Annotated in this window: 16 protein-coding genes; 6 read left to right on the plus strand and 10 right to left on the minus strand. The window is 63.5% G+C overall.

The features are described from left to right. Positions 1-26: 26 nt before the first annotated feature. The 5 genes from ACEN8U_RS11265 to ACEN8U_RS11285 all read right to left on the minus strand — a co-directional run bounded on the left by ACEN8U_RS11265 (position 27) and on the right by ACEN8U_RS11285 (position 5,190). Positions 27-1,361, minus strand: coding sequence for an MFS transporter (locus tag ACEN8U_RS11265; protein ID WP_310109310.1), 1,335 nt, complete (start codon positions 1,359-1,361; stop codon positions 27-29). A 74-nt stretch (positions 1,362-1,435) separates the two neighbouring features. Beyond that, positions 1,436-2,131, minus strand: a complete 696-nt coding sequence (locus tag ACEN8U_RS11270; RefSeq protein WP_310109313.1) for an aldolase — start codon at positions 2,129-2,131, stop codon at positions 1,436-1,438. Further along, entirely contained in the window at positions 2,128-3,480 is a 1,353-nt protein-coding gene (otnK, locus tag ACEN8U_RS11275; RefSeq protein WP_310109315.1) for a 3-oxo-tetronate kinase, read from the minus strand. The genes ACEN8U_RS11270 and otnK overlap by 4 nt, the downstream gene beginning before the upstream one ends. A 15-nt stretch (positions 3,481-3,495) precedes the next feature. Continuing rightward, positions 3,496-4,404, minus strand: coding sequence for an L-threonate dehydrogenase (gene ltnD, locus ACEN8U_RS11280; protein WP_310109318.1), 909 nt, complete (start codon positions 4,402-4,404; stop codon positions 3,496-3,498). Between the two features lie 81 nt (positions 4,405-4,485). Continuing rightward, positions 4,486-5,190 (minus strand): FadR/GntR family transcriptional regulator, encoded by a 705-nt coding sequence (locus tag ACEN8U_RS11285; protein WP_013591735.1) that lies wholly within the window; start codon positions 5,188-5,190, stop codon positions 4,486-4,488. A gap of 214 nt (positions 5,191-5,404) precedes the next feature. On the opposite strand from ACEN8U_RS11285, the gene ACEN8U_RS11290 reads away from it, so the two are divergent. Beyond that, positions 5,405-6,229, plus strand: a complete 825-nt coding sequence (locus ACEN8U_RS11290) for an IclR family transcriptional regulator (protein WP_013591734.1) — start codon at positions 5,405-5,407, stop codon at positions 6,227-6,229. 98 nt (positions 6,230-6,327) lie between these two features. On the opposite strand, the gene ACEN8U_RS11295 is transcribed toward ACEN8U_RS11290, so the two are convergent. The 4 genes from ACEN8U_RS11295 to ACEN8U_RS11310 form a co-directional block, all read right to left on the minus strand. Beyond that, a complete protein-coding gene (locus ACEN8U_RS11295; protein WP_310109321.1) occupies positions 6,328-7,518 on the minus strand; it encodes a M20 aminoacylase family protein in 1,191 nt (396 codons plus the stop codon). A 65-nt stretch (positions 7,519-7,583) separates the two neighbouring features. Further along, complete coding sequence (gene phnN, locus ACEN8U_RS11300) at positions 7,584-8,135, minus strand: phosphonate metabolism protein/1,5-bisphosphokinase (PRPP-forming) PhnN (protein WP_310109324.1); 552 nt, start codon at positions 8,133-8,135, stop codon at positions 7,584-7,586. A gap of 137 nt (positions 8,136-8,272) precedes the next feature. Next, positions 8,273-10,096 (minus strand): diguanylate cyclase domain-containing protein, encoded by a 1,824-nt coding sequence (locus ACEN8U_RS11305; protein ID WP_310109326.1) that lies wholly within the window; start codon positions 10,094-10,096, stop codon positions 8,273-8,275. Next, positions 10,096-11,244: an extracellular solute-binding protein gene (locus tag ACEN8U_RS11310; protein ID WP_310109328.1), complete on the minus strand. Its 1,149-nt coding sequence runs from the start codon at positions 11,242-11,244 to the stop codon at positions 10,096-10,098. Before ACEN8U_RS11310 ends, ACEN8U_RS11305 begins: the two co-directional genes overlap by 1 nt. Positions 11,245-11,313: 69 nt before the next feature. Here ACEN8U_RS11310 and ACEN8U_RS11315 point away from each other — a divergent pair, with 69 nt between their 5' ends. From ACEN8U_RS11315 to ACEN8U_RS11325, 3 genes are all read left to right on the plus strand, one after another. Beyond that, the gene (locus ACEN8U_RS11315) at positions 11,314-11,715 is read left to right on the plus strand and encodes a hypothetical protein (RefSeq protein ID WP_310109330.1); all 402 of its coding nucleotides are present in this window, start codon (positions 11,314-11,316) and stop codon (positions 11,713-11,715) included. Positions 11,716-11,851: 136 nt separating this feature from the next. Then, complete coding sequence (locus tag ACEN8U_RS11320; protein WP_310109332.1) at positions 11,852-12,634, plus strand: ABC transporter substrate-binding protein; 783 nt, start codon at positions 11,852-11,854, stop codon at positions 12,632-12,634. 242 nt (positions 12,635-12,876) lie between these two features. Further along, positions 12,877-13,992, plus strand: a complete 1,116-nt coding sequence (locus ACEN8U_RS11325; protein WP_310109334.1) for a M14 family metallopeptidase — start codon at positions 12,877-12,879, stop codon at positions 13,990-13,992. An 82-nt stretch (positions 13,993-14,074) separates the two neighbouring features. Here the strand turns inward: ACEN8U_RS11325 and ACEN8U_RS11330 are convergent, their stop codons facing one another. Further along, the gene (locus tag ACEN8U_RS11330; RefSeq protein WP_310109337.1) at positions 14,075-14,890 is read right to left on the minus strand and encodes a MetQ/NlpA family lipoprotein; all 816 of its coding nucleotides are present in this window, start codon (positions 14,888-14,890) and stop codon (positions 14,075-14,077) included. Positions 14,891-15,197: 307 nt separating this feature from the next. Between ACEN8U_RS11330 and ACEN8U_RS11335 the strand changes: the two genes are divergently transcribed. Both ACEN8U_RS11335 and ACEN8U_RS11340 read left to right on the plus strand, forming a co-directional pair. After that, positions 15,198-16,361, plus strand: a complete 1,164-nt coding sequence (locus ACEN8U_RS11335) for a porin (protein ID WP_310109340.1) — start codon at positions 15,198-15,200, stop codon at positions 16,359-16,361. Between the two features lie 307 nt (positions 16,362-16,668). Next, complete coding sequence (locus tag ACEN8U_RS11340) at positions 16,669-16,959, plus strand: hypothetical protein (protein WP_310109343.1); 291 nt, start codon at positions 16,669-16,671, stop codon at positions 16,957-16,959. Positions 16,960-16,961 lie beyond the last annotated feature (2 nt).

Consider the following 16,961-nt stretch of genomic DNA (forward strand, 5'->3'; position numbering starts at 1 on the left):
CCAGGCTTGCGCGGCGCACCAGAGGGTTAACGGTTGACCAGTTTCGCCGGCGTGAGCCACGTGGCAATCGCGCCGATCACCAGCATGCCGGCCAGCACATACATGCCCGACTGCGTGCTGTGCGTGAGATCCTTCAGATAGCCGATCATATAAGGGCTCGCGAAACCCGCCAGATTGCCGATCGAGTTGATGATCGCGATGCCGGCAGCGGCGGTCGCGCCCGACATGAACGCGGTAGGCAGCGACCAGAAGAGCGGCGCGCAGGTCAGCACGCCCGCTGCGGCGAGCGAGAGAAAGGCAATCGACACCACCGTGTTGCTCGCAAACGATGCGGCCACCGTAAAGCCCACCGCGCCGAACAGCGCCGGCACGATCAGATGCCAGCGGCGTTCGCGTCGCTTGTCGGCGCTGTGACCCAGCAGATTCATCACGACGATCGCGCAGATAAACGGAATCGCGCTCAGCAAGCCGATATTGAATGCGCCGCTCACGCCGGTCGATTTGATGAGTGTCGGCATCCAGAACGTGAGCCCGTATTGGCCGGTCACGAACGCAAAGTAGATGAGCGACATCCACCACGTGCGCGGATCGCGGAACACGGCGCGCAGCGAATGGGCGTTGGCCTTTTCCTTCGGCTGCGATGCGGCGATTTCGTCGGCGAGCAGGCGCTTTTCCGGTTCGCTCAGCCACTTCGCGCCCGCAATCCCGTTGTCAAGATACAGAATGGTCGCGATGCCGACCGCAACCGCCGGCACGGCTTCGATCAGGAACATCCACTGCCAGCCGGCCAGACCCGAACTGTTGTGAAACGCCTGCATGATCCAGCCCGAGAGCGGATTGCCGAAAATGCCCGACACCGGAATCGCCGACATAAACACCGCAATGATCTTTGCGCGCCGATGCGAGGGAAACCAGTAAGTCAGATACAGGATCACGCCCGGATAAAAGCCGGCTTCGGCGAGCCCGAGCAGAAAACGCAAGATATAGAACTGAGCCGGCGTCTTGACGAACACGAAGAGCGCCGACATCACGCCCCACGTAATCATGATCCGCGCAATCCAGATGCGCGCGCCGATCTTGTGCATCAGAATATTGCTTGGTAGTTCGAACAAAAAATAGCCGATAAAGAACACGCCCGCGCCGAGGCCGAACACCGTTTCGCTGAAGGCGAGGTCCTGCGACATCTGCAGCTTGGCAAAGCCCACGTTCACGCGATCGAGATACGCGACCACATAGCACAGCATCAGGAACGGCACGATGCGCCAGAACACCTTCTTGTATGTACGCTCGACTTCGGCGGCGCCGGGTTGTCCCACGGCCGCCGCAACCGGCTGGCCCGATACGGCCTGATACGAACTCATGCAATGTCTCCTTGAGTGGAAGTGTGATGCGTCGCCTGGGGCGATCTAGGTGTGGACGGCTAAGGTGTGATCGGCTACCAGCGCGCGCCGAACACGCTGCGTAGTTCGTCGAGCGCCGCCTCGTTCAAAGGCGCGGGCCGCGGATTCGTCATGAGCCACAGGCGCGCGGTTTCCTCGAGTTCTTCGAGTGCATACGACGCATGGGCAACCGAACGCTCCCATACCACCGGGCCGAGGCGTTCGAGCAGCACGGCGCGAACCTGATCGGCCAGGGCCGCAATTTGCGCGGCGACTTGCGGGTCGCCCGGGCGGCTGTAACGAATCAAGGGGACGTGGCCCACTTTCATCACGTAGTACGGCGTGATGGGCGGCAGGACGTCGTGCTCGCTCCAGACGCCCGCGAGTGTCAGCGCGACGAGATGCGTGGAATGCGTATGGACGATGCCGCGCGCTTCACCGTTGCGCGCGTAGATGCCGCGATGCAGCGCGAGCGTCTTCGAGGGCTTGCCGCCGGAAACGGCATTGCCGTCGAAATCGACTTTGGCGATGTTGGCGGGATCGAGCCGGCCGAGGCAGGCGTCGGTCGGCGTGATGAGCCAGCCGTCGTCGAGGCGCGCGCTGATGTTGCCCGCCCTGCCCACCGTATAGCCGCGTTGATAGAGGCTCGCGCCCGTCACACAGATTTCCTCGCGCACGCGTGATTCGCTGGTCGCGTGAATGGCGGGTGCGCTTATCGTCGTGTTATCCGGCCTTTGCGTCGCGCCGCTCATTGCACGCCTCCTTCCAGATGGCGCAGCGCCTTTTCGAAGAAGTCGGTCGCACCAAAGTTGCCCGACTTGAGCGCGAGCGCGAGCGGTTGCGCGCCCGTCGTCGCCGTGGCCGGCACGCCCGGATCGATCTGCGCGCCGATCCGCAGGCTACGCACGTTCAGCGCCTGCACCACTGCACCCGATGTCTCGCCGCCCGCCACCACGAACTTGCGCACGCCGCGCTCATGCAGGCCGCGGGCAATCGCGGCCAGCGTGGCTTCCACCAGATGCCCTGCTTGATCGACGCCGAGTTCGCGTTGTACCGCCTTCACTTCGTCGGGCGTGGCGGTGGCGTAAATCAGCATCGGCTCGCCCTTGTCGAGGTAGGGCTGCGCGAATGCAAGCGCCTGTTCGACGACGGCTTCGCCGCGCGCCGCCGCGAGCGGATCGATGCGAAACGCCGGGCGCGATGCGCGCCACGCCGCGACCTGCGCGTTGGTCGCTTTCGACGCGCTGCCCGCGAGCACCGCCGGCAAGCCCTCGACGCGCGGCAGTTGCGCGGCATTGTCGCGCGGCTCGAGCAGGCCCGCGCGGCGGAAGTTGCCCGGCAAACCGAGCGCGATGCCCGAGCCGCCGGTGATCAGCGTGAGATCGGCGCATGCTTCGCCGAGCACATAGAGGTCGGCGTCGGAGACGGCATCGGCGATGGCCATGCGCACGCCGTCGCGGCGCAGCGCGTCGAACGATTCGCGCACCGCGTTGACGCCCTGCGCCACGGCGTCGTAACGCACGAGTCCGACTTTGGAGCGCGTCTGGCGCTGCAGCACGCGCACGAGGTTCGCGTCGCGCATGGGCGTGAGCGGATGGTTCTCCATGCCGGACTCGTTGAGCAACGCGTCGCCGACAAACAGATGTCCGCGAAAAATCGTGCGGCCGTTCTCGGGAAACGCCGGGCACGCAATCGTAAAAGCGCTCGCCTCGCTGTTTGCGTTGTTGCCGGCGGACAGCGCGTCGAGGAGCGCGTCCGTCACCGGGCCGATATTGCCCGCGTCGGTCGAATCGAAAGTCGAGCAGTATTTGAAAACGAACTGGCGGCATCCTTGCGCACGCAACCAGTCGAGCGCGGCGAGCGATTGCGCGACCGCGTCGGCAGCAGGAATAGTACGCGATTTCAGCGCGACCACGATGGCGTCCGCGGCCATGTCCGTGTCCGCAGCCATGTCCGCCTGCAGCGTCTCACCGCGCTCGGGCACGCCGATGGTCTGCACCGTGCGCATGCCGCCGCGCACCAGCATATTCGCGAGGTCCGTCGCGCCGGTGAAGTCGTCGGCGATGCAGCCGAGCAGCGGGCGTTGGGTCGTAGCCGTCATGACGGGCGCTCCTGGTTACTTCGCCGCCGGCACGTCGATGCCCGGGAAAATCTTGATGACCGCGGAATCGTCCTCGCCGCCGTGACCGGCTGTGGACGCCATCATGAACATCTGGTGCGCCGCCGCGGACAGCGGCAGCGGAAACTTCGAGCGGCGCGCGGTATCGAGCACGAGCCCCAGATCCTTGACGAAAATATCGACGGCCGAGAGCGGCGTGTAATCGCCGTTGAGTATGTGCGGCACGCGGTTTTCGAACATCCACGAATTGCCCGCGCTGTGCGTGATCACGTCGTACAGCGCGTCGGGATCGACACCCTCGCGCAGGCCGAGCGCCATGGCTTCCGCCGCCACCGCGATATGCACGCCCGCGAGCAACTGGTTGATGATCTTTACTATGGATCCGGCGCCATGGGCCGAGCCGAGGCGGTAGACCTTGCCGGCCATCGCGGCGAGCACGTCCTCGCACGCCGCGTAAGCCGCGGCCGGGCCGGAGGTCATCATCGTCATTTCGCCCGCTGCGGCGCGCGCGGCGCCGCCCGAGACCGGCGCATCGAGCATCTGCAGACCGGCCGCCTCAATGCGCTTGCCGAGTTCGATCGCGAAGTCGGGGGCCACCGTCGCGCTCGCGATCACGACGCCGCCCGGCTTCATCGCCGCGACCGCTCCGCCTTCGCCGTGGGCGCCCGGTGCGCCGAACAGCACGGCTTCGGTTTGCGCGGCATTCACGACCAGCGTGACGACCACGTCGCATTGCGCGCCGAGTTCCGCCGGCGTAGCACAGCCCACGCCACCTTCCTTCACAAACGCCTGCAGGACTTCACTGCGCAAATCGCACGCGTGAACGCGAAAGCCCGCGCGCAGCAGCGAGCGCGCGACGCCGAGTCCCATTGCGCCAAGACCGATGACACCGACATTTCTGGACATGCTCGAACCTCTCTGGAATCTGTTACGCGCTCAGGCGGACTGGCGCGGAAATGGGCAAGCTTCGCCGGGCGCGGCGATCCGTCAGCAAATGCCGGCTTCCGCCAGGCGCCGCGCCGCGTTGTACATATGGGTTCGCGCGGCATTGCGCGCGGCCATGGGATCGCCCGCGCGGATCGCGGCGGCAATGGCCGCGTGCTCCTCGCGCACCTGACGCGAGAAGTCCTCGCGCAACGCCTCGTTGCGACGCGTCACGACGGTGCCGGCCTCGAGATACTGGTTCAGGAACGTGAGCGTCTTGAGGAAGTACGGGTTGCCAGTGGCGGCCGCGATTGCGCGGTGAAACGCGACGTCTTCCGTTACGCCGTCCTCGCCCTCGGCCACGGCTTCGTCGATTTTCGCGAGCGCGGCGTCGATCGCCACCATGTCGGCGTCGGTGCGGCGCATGGCAGCCTCGGACGCGACTTCGGCCTCGATCGCCCGGCGCAGCGCGAGAATCTGCACGACTGAGCCGGGCTCGACCGCTTCCGCGTAGTCGATGCGCAGCGGCCGCACCGCCCCGTGCGCCGCCACGAACACGCCGCTGCCTTGGCGCGGCTCGACCACGCCTTCGTTCTTCAGCCGCGAGATCGCCTCGCGAATCACCGTGCGGCTCACGCCGAACTGCTGCGCGAGCACGGCTTCGGTCGGCAGCTTGCCGCCTCGCTCGAACGTGCCCTTGTCGATCTGCTTGAGAAGCTGCTGCGCGACGGTATCGCTCAATGCGCGCGCTGGAATCTTGTCGAACATCCCATGCCTCATTGTCATGTCATCGGGTCATCATACAAATTTTTGGATGCACGCTGCATCCGCGCTAACCCTGGGTTTTCGTGGTTTCGGATCCGCGCCGCGGCGAAGTTGGCGAAACTGAAGGCTTAAGCTATCGTCACGCCTTTGCGCACCGTTGCGTCGCTTCCCCGGCGCGAGCGGTGTCCGAGCCTTCCGAACGCATTCTTCCAGGTCCATGAGCAAAGCCTTGCCGCCGTCTTCCGACGTCTCCGCCAGCGCCGAACCGGCCCCGGACAAACCGGGCGACTCCTACGTGCAGTCGTTCGCGCGCGGCCTCGCGGTGATCCGCGCCTTCGACGCCACCCGCCCCGAACAGACGCTGACCGACGTCGCCGCCGCCACCGGCCTCACGCGCGCGGGCGCACGCCGCATTCTGCTCACGTTGCAGACGCTCGGCTATGTCGAAGCCGAAGGGCGCCTCTTTCGCCTCACGCCGAAGATTCTCGAACTCGGCTTCGCGTATCTGACGTCGATGCCGTTCTGGAACCTTGCCGAGCCGGTCATGGAGGAGTTGTCCGCGCAGGTCCACGAGAGCTGCTCGGCGGCCGTGCTCGACCGGACCGAGATCGTCTATGTGCTGCGCGTGCCGACTCACAAGATCATGACGATCAATCTGTCGATCGGCAGCCGCTTGCCGGCGTATTGCACGTCGATGGGCCGCGTGCTGCTCTCCGCACTCGACGACGAAACGCTCGACGCGACGCTCAATTCGTCGCCGCTTTACGCACACACGCCGCGCACGGTGACCGACAAGGAAGAACTGAAGAAGCTGATCGCGCAGGTGCGCCGCCAGGGCTGGGCTATCGTCGATCAGGAACTGGAAGGCGGGCTGATTTCGCTGTCGGCGCCGATCCGCAATCGCCAGGGGCGGGTGATCGCGGCCATGAACATCAGCGGCAATGCGCAGCGTAACTCCGCAAAGCAGATGGTGAAGGCGTTTCTCGAGCCGCTGCAGCAGGCGGCGCAAAGCGTCTCGGAGATGGTGGCGCGGCGCGGTTGATGCCGGCCGCGGCGGGTTATCAAGGGTGAAGCGCGCGCGGCCGGCGAGCGCCACGGCGCGCGCCGTGGCGTCTGGCAGCTTCCGGCCCGCCAGCTCATCTAGCGGCCTAAATACCGCTCGACGAGCCGCGTCCAGAACGCGGCGCCGACCGGCAGGTTGCGGTCGTTGAAGTCGTAATGCGGGTTGTGCACCATGCAGCCGTCCTCGCCGACGCCGTTGCCGATCCGCAGGAACGTACCCGGTCGCTTTTGCAGCATGAACGCGAAGTCTTCGCTGCCCATCAGAATATCCGTCTGAGCGACAACCTTATCGTCGCCCACCAGTTCACGCGCCACCTGCACGGCGAAATCTGTTTCGTCATCCGAATTAACGACGACCGGATAGCCTTCGATATAGTCGACGATAGCTTTGCCGCCGTAACTCGCCGCCTGCGTTTCGGCGAGTTCGGTAATGCGTTTTTTCAACAGCGCGCGCACTTCGGCGCTGAACGAGCGCACGCTGAGTTCGAGCTTTGCCGTACTGGCGATCACGTTGTTCGCCGTGCCCGCATGCATGGAGCCGACGGTGACGACCGCCGGCTGCGACGGATCCACGTTGCGTGCGACGATTGTCTGCAACGCCATCACGATGCTGGCGGCCACCACGACGGGATCGACCGTCAGATGCGGGCGCGCCGCGTGACCGCCTACGCCTTCAATGGTGATGATCGCCTTGTCGCCCGCCGACATGAACGGCCCCTTGCGGAACAGCAGCACCCCCGGCTCCGCGCCCGGATGATTGTGCAAACCGAACACGGCGTCGCACGGAAAGCGCTCGAACAAGCCGTCTTCGATCATCTTTTTGGCACCGCTGTCGATGCCGCTTTCCTCGGCCGGCTGAAAGTACAGATGCACGGTACCGGAGAAATTGCGGGTGGCCGCAAGACGTTGTGCCGCGCCCAGCAGCATCGTCGTGTGGCCGTCGTGCCCGCACGCGTGCATCTTGCCGTGCGTGCCGCTTGCGTAAGGCAAACCGGTCCGCTCGACAATCGGCAACGCGTCCATGTCCGCGCGAATGCCGATGCTGCGCGTGCCGTCGCCCACCTTGAGCGTGCCGACCACGCCGGTTTGACCGACGCCGCGCGTCACCTGCCAGCCCCATTGTTCGAGTTTGTCGGCGACCAGCGCCGCGGTCTGCAACTCTTCGTAAGCCAGTTCGGGATGGTGATGAATGTGATGGCGAATCTCGCGCAGGCTCTCGGCGGCGGGTACCAGATCGGCTACTTCGGTGAAACGCGCGGTTTCGCTCATTTTGCAAGGGACTCCGTGATGTAGGGCAATAGGAACGCAGGATGGATGCAAACGCCGAGGCGGCACTACCGCCCGGCATGTGACTTGAGAAAGGCGATCAACGCGTGGCCCGCGTCTTCGAGTTCGCCGGAATTGTCGATCGACTCGCAGCGCACGCCGTCGGGCAACGTGAAAGGCGCGTGGCGCGCGAGCCGCGCGGCCACCTGTTCCGCCGATTCGCGCGCCCGCGCGCCGAGCCGCGCTTCGAGAATATGTGGCGCCGCGTCCACGTGCACGACTTCGGCGCGAGGATAGCGCGCGAGCGCATGATGCAGATGCTGACGCGAACCGTTGACGACCACGGTACACCCGCGCGCGAGCCACGCATCGACCTCGATGCCGATGCCATAGCGCAGCGAATGACTCGACCACTCGAGCGCAAAGAGACCCAGCAGCGAACGGGCGGCAAATTCTTCGACGCAAAGCGCGATATGCTCCTCGCCATTGCCGCTTGGCCGCGTAATGTAACGATGCGCAAACAGAATCGGCTCGCCCGCAAGGCGCTTGCGCGCAAACCCTAGCAACGCGTCTTTGCCCGCGCCGGACGGTCCCATTACATAGACCAGGCGACCTGTCATTGGCCCCTCACCTCGTGGCTCCGAAACCGGACACTTTGCCACAAGACGGCAGTGCGTGGGCCTTTAGGGATGCGTTCAGCGCAACGTTTTCACGTGGACCGCGGCACTGGAATGAAGCGCCGCTTGCCGCGCGGGCCTCACGCGGTCGGCTCGGCTTCGTGTCCTTCGGTGGCGCCCTCGCCGGCCGGCACGTGCGCGGCTGCCGCAAGCTCCGCCTGCTGGCGCCGCCGTGCTTCGAGCACGTCGTGATAACGCAGATAGGCGCAGCGTCCCCCCGATTTCGCCGCATACATGGCGGCGTCCGCATTGAGCAGGAGCTCTTCCGCCGTACCACTGTCGTCGGGAAACTGGCTGATGCCGATGCTCGCGCCCACCGTCATGCCCTGGCCGTCCATCACGATCTCTTCGTTCAGCGTCGTCATGATGCGCGATGCGATGCCCGGCGCCGCCTCGGCTGAGCGCGGTCCCTCGATCAGCACGATGAATTCGTCGCCGCCCAGACGCGCGACGACATCCGCGGCATGTAGCACCTGTTTGAGCCGCAGCGCCACCGCAACGAGCACCTTGTCGCCGACGGAATGGCCGAACTGATCGTTGATCTGCTTGAAGCGGTCGAGGTCCACGAACAGCACCGCGAGCCCCTGACGGCGACGCGTCGCTTCCTGGATCGCGCGCTCGAGTTTCTCCATGAACAGCATGCGGTTCGGCAATCCGGTAAGCACGTCGTGCGTGGCGAGATGCACAAGCTCGCGCTGTTTGACATGCAGCGCATCCATTTGCGATCTGATCTCGCGGCGCAGCCGATCAAAGCAACGCGCGAGCACGCCGATCTCGTCGGTGCGCCTGAGCGGCAGTGTTTCCATCGCGTGTTCGGCGAACAGATGCGTCGCCGCGTACGCGAGCATATGCAGCGGCTTGGTGAGCGCGCGCGCGAAGAGAATGGCGAGAAGCACGGCCAGCACGCTGAAAATCAACACCATGCGCACGATGCTGCCGCCCAGCAGATGCGCGCCGGACAGCACGTCCTCCAGCGGCTTGCCGAGCCCGAGCACGATAAAGCGGTTGCCCTCGGACGCGCCGAACGGTCTGCGCACGAAAGCCAGCACCTGTCCTTCTGCCTGTTTGGGACGCGCGAGTCCGTTCACGAGTACTTCGCTCTCCTTCTGATCGAACAGCGGCCTGGTCACGGCGAAGCTGTCCTGCATCAACACGCGGCGGCCCACGTCGAAGCCGAACGTCTTGTCGGGGTCGGGATGAACGAGGAAGTCGCCCCACTCGTTCGCGAGATAAACCTGGTAATCGCTCGGCAAGTCGCTTTGCAGACGCTTTAAAAGATCGGTGAGGTTGACGTCGATCACGACGACGCCCACCACCGCGCCCTGCGCGTCGGCGACCGGCGTACCGATCCGCAGCGTCGGCTTGCCCTGCGCCGCATGCGCGCCGTATTCATGATTCACGGAAATCGGCGACGTGTAGAGGCGCCCCGGCGAAAACGAGAGCGGCTCGAACACATACGAAAACTGGCCCTTTTCCTGCAAATTGCCGCCTTCCACGCGGATGAGTCCGTCGGCGTCGCGATCGAAACGAATGATTTCCAGCCCGTAATGCGCACGGCTAATGAGGCGTATCTGCAGGTACTCGGGGTGATGGATCATGAAGCTCGAGTACACCTGCGCGAGCCGTTCCCGCGGCAGGCTCGCGCCGAGGCCGTCGTCGCTCGACACGACCTGGGCCGACGACGGCAGGCTCGCCAGCACGAGCGCGTCGGCGCCGACATCGTCGACGGATGCGGAGAAGCGCTCGCCGAGCAGTTCCGTGGATGTCATCAAACTGCGCCCGGCCTCCTTCACCAGCATCGTGCGATTCGCGTGATACGCGTAATAGCCGGTCGCGCCCGATGCCAGCACGCCGATGCATGCGAGCAGAACGGATAGTTTGAAGGTGAGGCCCGGACGGATCATCAGAAGCGCTCCGAGCGGTCGCCGGACGCGATTCTGGCCCACAGGTCCTCGCGCCGCTGGATGTTCTCCACCGGCCCGATCCACACGATGCGCGCGTTACCTTCATTCGCGGCAGGCGCGGTCAATGTATTGGCGAGCCCTTGACGCTGTGTCAGCAACCGGCTCACGTCCGGTTCGAGCATGTAATTGATCCAGGCAAGCGCGAGCGCGGGATCGGCGGCCGCACGCGTCATCGACCAGCAATCGAGCCATGCGAGCACGCCTTCGTCGGGAATCACGTAGCCGACGTCCGCGCCCGCGCGGCGCAGCAGTTCCACTTGCTGCGTGCCGTAGTTGCCGAACATCAACGCGACGTTGTGGCGGATGAAAAACGCCGTCGCTTCTTCGGGCAACGTGTAATACGTCAACAGGTTGCGGCGCAGCTCGACGAGCTTGTGAGCAATGGTGCGCATCTGCGTGTCGTTCAGATTGAACGGATCGGGATAACCGAGCGCCAGTGCAGTGAATGAAAAGTTGTGCTGCGCGCTGTTGAAGTCGAGCACCTTGCCGCGGTAGCGCGGGTTCCAGAGCTCGCGCATCGAGCGCGGCGCAACCGGAACCTGCCTGCGGTCGTAAATGAGGCCCATCGACGAATAGGTGAACGGAATCGCGAAGACCTTGCCGTCCGACGTAATTCCCTCAATCGATGAGCGCGCCTGGAAACGCGGCAATTGTCTTGCCGTATTGGGCAAGCTTTGCAGATCGAGCGGCGCGAGAAGATTGGCGCGCGTGTAGCGCTGGATTTCAGCGGTATTGGCGGCGAGCACGTCGAAAGGCGGCGCATTTTTCGCGTGCATCTGCGTCCACAATGCTTCGTCCGAATCGACGAGCGTGACTTCGACCTTAGCGTCATAGCGCGACTCGAACGCTCTTACGACGTCGGCGTCCGCATAACCGGGCCATGCAAGCACATGCAGGACTTTTTTCGCGGCCTGCGCCGATGCTTCCGGGAGCATCCCAGCGCAAAGAAACGCGCTCAGCACGAGTCGCAGTAAAACCCCGCAAACGTGACGCGCCGCACAGCGCGCGCCCCGCAAAGCCGCAGTAATTCGCCGCTGGCCGCGCCGCTCCTTGCAGCGCTTTTCATCTGCCGTCGAAATCATGTGCATATACAACACCGTTAAGCAGAAGGCAGTTCCCGCGAGCCGATGCCCGCGTTAATCAATCGCGAATTACCAATGGAAAACGTTTCCTCAGACAGTACTGCTCTGTTGCGCTGCATGCGAAGCGGGAGGAGCAACGATGATAGCGCCAAGCAATATGTTTTTGGCCTCCTTAACGCCTCGTTGCAGGAAATAACTCAACATGGTCGGCACACGACGGGCAATCATCACGTGATAACGGCACACATTTATCTTTTCTTTAATCTTGCGACGAAATACAAGAACGCCGCGGTCGGGGAATTTTGCGTTTTAACGATTCGCATTACGACGCCATTACGGCGACATTACGCGTTTGATCCCGGTCAGGAAGCCAATGCTGGATGCATCGACCGCGGCGCCTCCAAGCCGGAGCGTTTTAATTCTAGAGGCGGTTCTCATACGCCATCCGGTGTTTCACTAACTACCCAATATTTTTGAACTGATAAGCTTGGCGCGCGCTGCTGGCCGCCCCGGCCGGCGGCTTCAACCCAGGCCCGGTCGTAAGTCGCGCCGGGTTTCCCGCAGCGGCATAACCGCATGCGGGAGAATTTGAACTACACCGAGGAGTTAAACAGTGAAAAAACTGCTAGCGGCTTTGACGGTTGCTCTGCTTGCCACCGTCTCGATTGGCGCACACGCTAAAGATTGGTCCACCATCCGTTTCGGCGTCGACGCCAGCTATCCCCCGTTCGAGTCCAAAGGCTCCGACGGCAAGCTCGTTGGCTTCGACATCGACCTCGGCAACGAAATCTGCGCGCGCCTGAAGGCCAAGTGCGTGTGGGTCGAAAACGATTTCGACGGCATGATCCCGGCTCTGAAGGCCAAGAAGTTCGACGGCGTGCTGTCGTCGATGTCCATGACCCCGCAACGCGCCGAGCAGATCGCTTTCTCGTCGAAACTGTTCAACACGCCGACGCGCCTCGTCGCGAAGAAGGGTTCGGGCATCCTGCCGACGGCTGACTCGCTGAAGGGCAAGTCGGTCGGCGTCGAACAGGGCACGATCCAGGAAACCTACGCGAAGACCTACTGGGAACCGAAGGGCACGAAGGTCGTGCCGTATCAGAACCAGGACCAGGTGTACGCAGACTTGCTGTCGGGCCGCCTCGACGCAGCGCTGCAGGACGCCGTGCAAGCTGACATCGGCTTCCTGAAGACGCCGCGCGGCACGGGCTTCCAGTTCGTCGGCAAGGACCTCGACGATCCGAAGATCCTCGGCAACGGCGCGGGCATCGGCATGCGCAAGGAAGATACGGACCTGAAGGCGAAGGTCGACAAGGCAATCGCCGACATCATCAAGGACGGCACCTACAAGAAGCTCGAAAAGAAGTACTTCGACTTCGACGTGTACGGCAGCTAACACAGCCGCCTCGTTGTCCACGAGGCCCGCCGCGCGCCTCCAGCGGCGCGCCGCACGGCCTACTGAACGGGCTCCGCCACACGCGGAGCCCGTTTCGTTTGGTACCCTCGAAAGACACGCCTCGCCGTATCGGCTAAGATCGTGCGATCGAGGTGCCGCCGTCCGCCGGCATCCTGCAGACTTCCCCCCTTGTAATCAACGAGATAGCGGCGCGCCGCACTTTCCCCGCGAATTCGACAACCATGCAAACCCAATCCCATCCGCTGATTGCGCCGACGCTCGGCACCGCACGCAACCTGACGAGTTTTCATTACGGTCCGGGCGGCGGGCAGAAGATCTATATCCAGTCATCCCTGCATGCCGACGAATTGCCCGGCATGCTCGTCTCGTGGGAACTGCGCCGCAAGCTCGCGGCGCTCGAAGCGGCCGGCAAGCTGCGCGGCGAAATCGTGATCGTGCCGGTGGCCAATCCGATCGGCCTGAACCAGCACTTCCTCGGTCATCTGACGGGACGCTTCGAAACCAACACCGCGCAAAACTTCAACCGCAATTTCCACGACTTGTCGGCACTGGTGTCGCCCGTGATCGAAGAGCGCCTCACCCACGACGTGAACGCCAATCGCGCCGCCATCCGCGCCGCGATGCGCGAGGCGCTCGACGCGCAGCAGCCCACCACGGAGCTCGAATCGCAACGTCTCGCGCTGCAAAAGCTCTCGTACGACGCGGATGTCGTGCTCGATCTGCATTGCGACTGGGAAGCCGCCATGCATCTGTACACGAACCCGGACCTGTGGCCGGAAGTCGAGCCGCTGGCGCGCTACCTCGATGCGAAGGCGTCGCTGCTTGCGCTGAACTCGGTCGGCAATCCGTTCGACGAAATTCACAGCTTCTGCTGGTCCGATTTGCGCGGCCGCTTCGGCGAGCGCTTCCCGATTCCGAACGGCTCCATCTCGGTCACCATCGAATTGCGCGGCCAGCGCGAAGTGTCGTACGAGTATGCGGAGCGCGACGCACAGGCGATCGTCGAATATCTGACCTCGCGCGGGGTGATCGAAGGCACGGCCGCGCCGCTGCCGCCGCTCGAATTCGCGGCCACGCCGCTCGCCGGCGCGGAGCCGATCGTGGCGCCCATCAGCGGCGTGCTGGTGTATCGCTGCGAAGTGGGCACATGGGTCGACGTGGGCCGTGAAATCGCCGACATCGTCGATCCGTTGACGGATCGCGTCGTCACGTTAAAGAGCGGTGTGGCCGGCGTGCTGTATGCGCGGCATCTCACGCGCTTTGCCACCGCGGGTCTCGAGTTCGCGCGCATTGCCGGCGCAACAGCGTTTCGCAGCGGCTCGCTGTTGAGCAATTGATCGGCCGGCGAAGCCGCAGCAAACAGACGGAAGACGCCCCAAAAGGCGCCTTCCGGTTCGACTTGAGCCCCAGAAAGAAGGCTTAAAACGCAGGAATAATGGCGCCTTTGAACTGCGTGTCGATGTACTTGCGCACTTCGTCCGACTCGTACGCCGCGACCAGTTTCTTCACCCAGGGCTGGTTGCGGTCCTGCTCACGCACCGCAATCAGGTTCGCGTACGGCCCTTTCAGGTCTTCGATCGCAATCGCGTCCCGGGTGGGCTGCAAGCCCGCCTTCACGGCATAGTCGGTATTGATCGACGCCGCGTCGAGATCGCCCAGCGCGCGCGGCAACTGCGCGGCGTCCAGTTCCACCAGCTTGATCTTCTTCGGATTCTCGGCGACGTCGAGCGGCGTCGCGTTGACGCCGTTCGTGCCGACGCCCGGCTTCAGCTTGATCACGCCGTATTTCTGCAGCAGCAGCAACGCGCGATTGCCGTTGGACGGATCGTTCTGAATGCCGACCTTCGCCCCTTCCGGCAAATCCTTCAGCGATTTCAGCTTCTTCGAATAAAAGCCCATCGGCGAGACATACGTGAGGCCGACATTGACGATCTTGTAGCCGCGCTGCCTGATCTGGCTGTCGAGAAACGGCTGGTGCTGAAAACCGTTGGCGTCGAGATCGCCCGCATCGAGCGCTGCGTTCGGCTGCACGTAGTCGTTGAATTCGATCACCTTCACGTTCAGCCCTTCGCGCGCGGCCACTTTCGTGACGACCGACCAGATTTGCGCGTCCGGGCCGCTCATGGTGCCAATCTTGAGCGGTTTGCCGTCCGCGTGCGCGAACGTCGCCGCGAACGAAAGCGCGGCGGCACTCGCCACGGTAAGCAGATTCCTGATGATGATGCGGCGTTGCATGCGTTTCCCCATAAGCGGTTTGATTGACAGGCGACGCATCGTCGCACGCGGCTCCCGCAGCCTGAAACCAATCGTTTTTCACACGCTTATATGGGCGAGCCGGAACAAGCTTATGCACCCGATGCGTTCGGCGATGCGCCGCAAGCGTCGGCCTCTATGCCGCCAACTGTGGCGTAGGCGCGACAGATTCCGAAATGAATCTACCTGTCACATACCTTACTCAGCGTTCCCTTAAATTTCCGGCCATCGCGCGACCTCGCCAAAGAGCGCGGCGCCGCGATCGCTCAATCTTTCACTGGAGAACGTTTTGAACAAGAAACTATTGACCGCCGCTACGCTCGCCGTCTTCGCCAACGCCGCACACGCACAGAGCAGCGTATCGCTCTATGGTGTGATCGACGCCGGCATCAGCTATGTCAACAACTCGAAGACCGCTACCGGTCACGACAATCTCTTCAAGTACGACGACGGCGTCGCCCAAGGCAGCCGGTGGGGCCTGCGCGGCACGGAAGATCTCGGCAACGGCCTGAAGGCGCTCTTCGTGCTCGAAAACGGCTTTAACAGCGGTAACGGCACGCTTGGCCAGGGCGGCGCGATGTTCGGCCGTCAGGCTTACGTGGGTCTGTCGCAGAACAATGTCGGCTCGCTGACGTTCGGCCGCCAGTACTCGTTCTCGACCGATTACCTCGGCGGCAGCTACTCGAACGGCGGTCAAACGGTTGCAGGCAACTACGCGTACCACATCAACGACGTCGACCAGCTGACGTCGAGCCGCATCAACAACTCGGTGAAGTTCAGCAGCGCGAATTTCGCGGGCCTGACGTTCGGCGCGATGTACGGCTTCTCTAACCAGGCCGGCGCATTCGCGGGCGCGCCGGCAACGGGCACGGCCGCAGCGCCGGTCGCGGGTTCGTCGCGTGCCTACAGCTTCGGCGTGAACTACGCGAACGGTCCGTTCGGCGTGGGCGCGGCATACACGGACATCCGTTACCCGAGCCAGGCCACCCCGGCCTTCTCCACGACCATCGCAAACGTGACGACGGGCAACATCCGCGATCTGCGCACGTTCGGCGTGGGCGGCCGCTACACGATCGCCGCCGCGACGCTGTGGGCGTTGTACACGAACACGCGCCTCGCGCCGATCACCGGCGGCGCGACGACGTTCGCCGCATACGAAGCAGGCGCGAAGTATGCCTTCACGCCGGCACTGACGGCAGGCGCGGGCTATACGTACATGCACCTGAGCAACGCGAACCGCGGCCACTGGAACCAGGTCGATCTGAGCGTCGATTACGCGCTGAGCAAGCGCACCGACGTCTACGCGCTCGGCATCTATCAGATCGCGGCGGGCCGTAACGGCACGCAGGATCTGCAGGCGCAAATCGGTTCGAGCACGAGCTACTTCAGCACGTCGGGCACGGGCGCGGACAACCAGTTGGCGTTCCGCGTGGGCGTGCGTCACAAGTTCTAAACCCCGTTTGTACCGCGCGAGGGCGCTTGCCTTCGCCGGTGCTCAACGTGAAAACGCCCCTGTTTTATTATTCCCCCCGGCACTTGATGCATAGTTAGGGTGGTTTAGCGGCCGAAAGATTCCTTAGCCCCTCTCGCAGGGGCTTTTTCTTGTATTGTTTTTCTTGAAGCTATTCCATATTTATGCATCACATGTAAGATGGCGGCCGACGATACAGCGATGTCTTTGGCTTTCGAGTAGCCGTCTTTTTTTTGAAAGACGAGTAGCGGGTGGGGGTCCGGGGGAGGAACGCGTGGGACGACGGTCTGTGGATAACTTGACTTTAGAGCGCTGGCGGCAGCTTGATGCCTTGCTAGTGCTGGAGAAGCTGGGGTGCTATGCGAAGGCGGACAACACATTCGAGCCCATAAAGGCTCAGGGTACTGCGCGCTACCACGTTACCGCTGACGGAAAGGACTTTGAGTTGCTGCTTCACGGCCCCAAGTTCTTCGACACCAGGCTACAGCGTGGCGGAGGGGGTGCCGTGGACTTGGTCATGCATGTGCGTCATGTCGACTTCAAAGGCGCGGCTGACTTGTTGCGTCGTCTGGCCGTCTAGGG

Origin of the sequence: Paraburkholderia phenoliruptrix (assembly GCF_047325075.1) — a bacterium.
In the GTDB taxonomy this organism is placed as follows: Bacteria; Pseudomonadota; Gammaproteobacteria; order Burkholderiales; family Burkholderiaceae; genus Paraburkholderia; species Paraburkholderia phenoliruptrix.

What these genes read in the sequence shown, in the direction of transcription:
- ltnD (WP_310109318.1), bottom strand. Translation starts at nt 4,404, where the DNA reads ATGTCCAGAAATGTCGGTGTCATCGGTCTTGGCGCAATGGGACTCGGC.
- ACEN8U_RS11265 (WP_310109310.1), bottom strand. Translation starts at nt 1,361, where the DNA reads ATGAGTTCGTATCAGGCCGTATCGGGCCAGCCGGTTGCGGCGGCCGTG.
- ACEN8U_RS11330 (WP_310109337.1), bottom strand. Translation starts at nt 14,890, where the DNA reads ATGCAACGCCGCATCATCATCAGGAATCTGCTTACCGTGGCGAGTGCC.
- ACEN8U_RS11270 (WP_310109313.1), bottom strand. Translation starts at nt 2,131, where the DNA reads ATGAGCGGCGCGACGCAAAGGCCGGATAACACGACGATAAGCGCACCC.
- ACEN8U_RS11285 (WP_013591735.1), bottom strand. Translation starts at nt 5,190, where the DNA reads ATGTTCGACAAGATTCCAGCGCGCGCATTGAGCGATACCGTCGCGCAG.
- phnN (WP_310109324.1), bottom strand. Translation starts at nt 8,135, where the DNA reads ATGACAGGTCGCCTGGTCTATGTAATGGGACCGTCCGGCGCGGGCAAA.
- ACEN8U_RS11305 (WP_310109326.1), bottom strand. Translation starts at nt 10,096, where the DNA reads ATGATCCGTCCGGGCCTCACCTTCAAACTATCCGTTCTGCTCGCATGC.
- otnK (WP_310109315.1), bottom strand. Translation starts at nt 3,480, where the DNA reads ATGACGGCTACGACCCAACGCCCGCTGCTCGGCTGCATCGCCGACGAC.
- ACEN8U_RS11290 (WP_013591734.1), top strand. Translation starts at nt 5,405, where the DNA reads ATGAGCAAAGCCTTGCCGCCGTCTTCCGACGTCTCCGCCAGCGCCGAA.
- ACEN8U_RS11295 (WP_310109321.1), bottom strand. Translation starts at nt 7,518, where the DNA reads ATGAGCGAAACCGCGCGTTTCACCGAAGTAGCCGATCTGGTACCCGCC.
- ACEN8U_RS11310 (WP_310109328.1), bottom strand. Translation starts at nt 11,244, where the DNA reads ATGCACATGATTTCGACGGCAGATGAAAAGCGCTGCAAGGAGCGGCGC.
- ACEN8U_RS11325 (WP_310109334.1), top strand. Translation starts at nt 12,877, where the DNA reads ATGCAAACCCAATCCCATCCGCTGATTGCGCCGACGCTCGGCACCGCA.
- ACEN8U_RS11315 (WP_310109330.1), top strand. Translation starts at nt 11,314, where the DNA reads ATGGAAAACGTTTCCTCAGACAGTACTGCTCTGTTGCGCTGCATGCGA.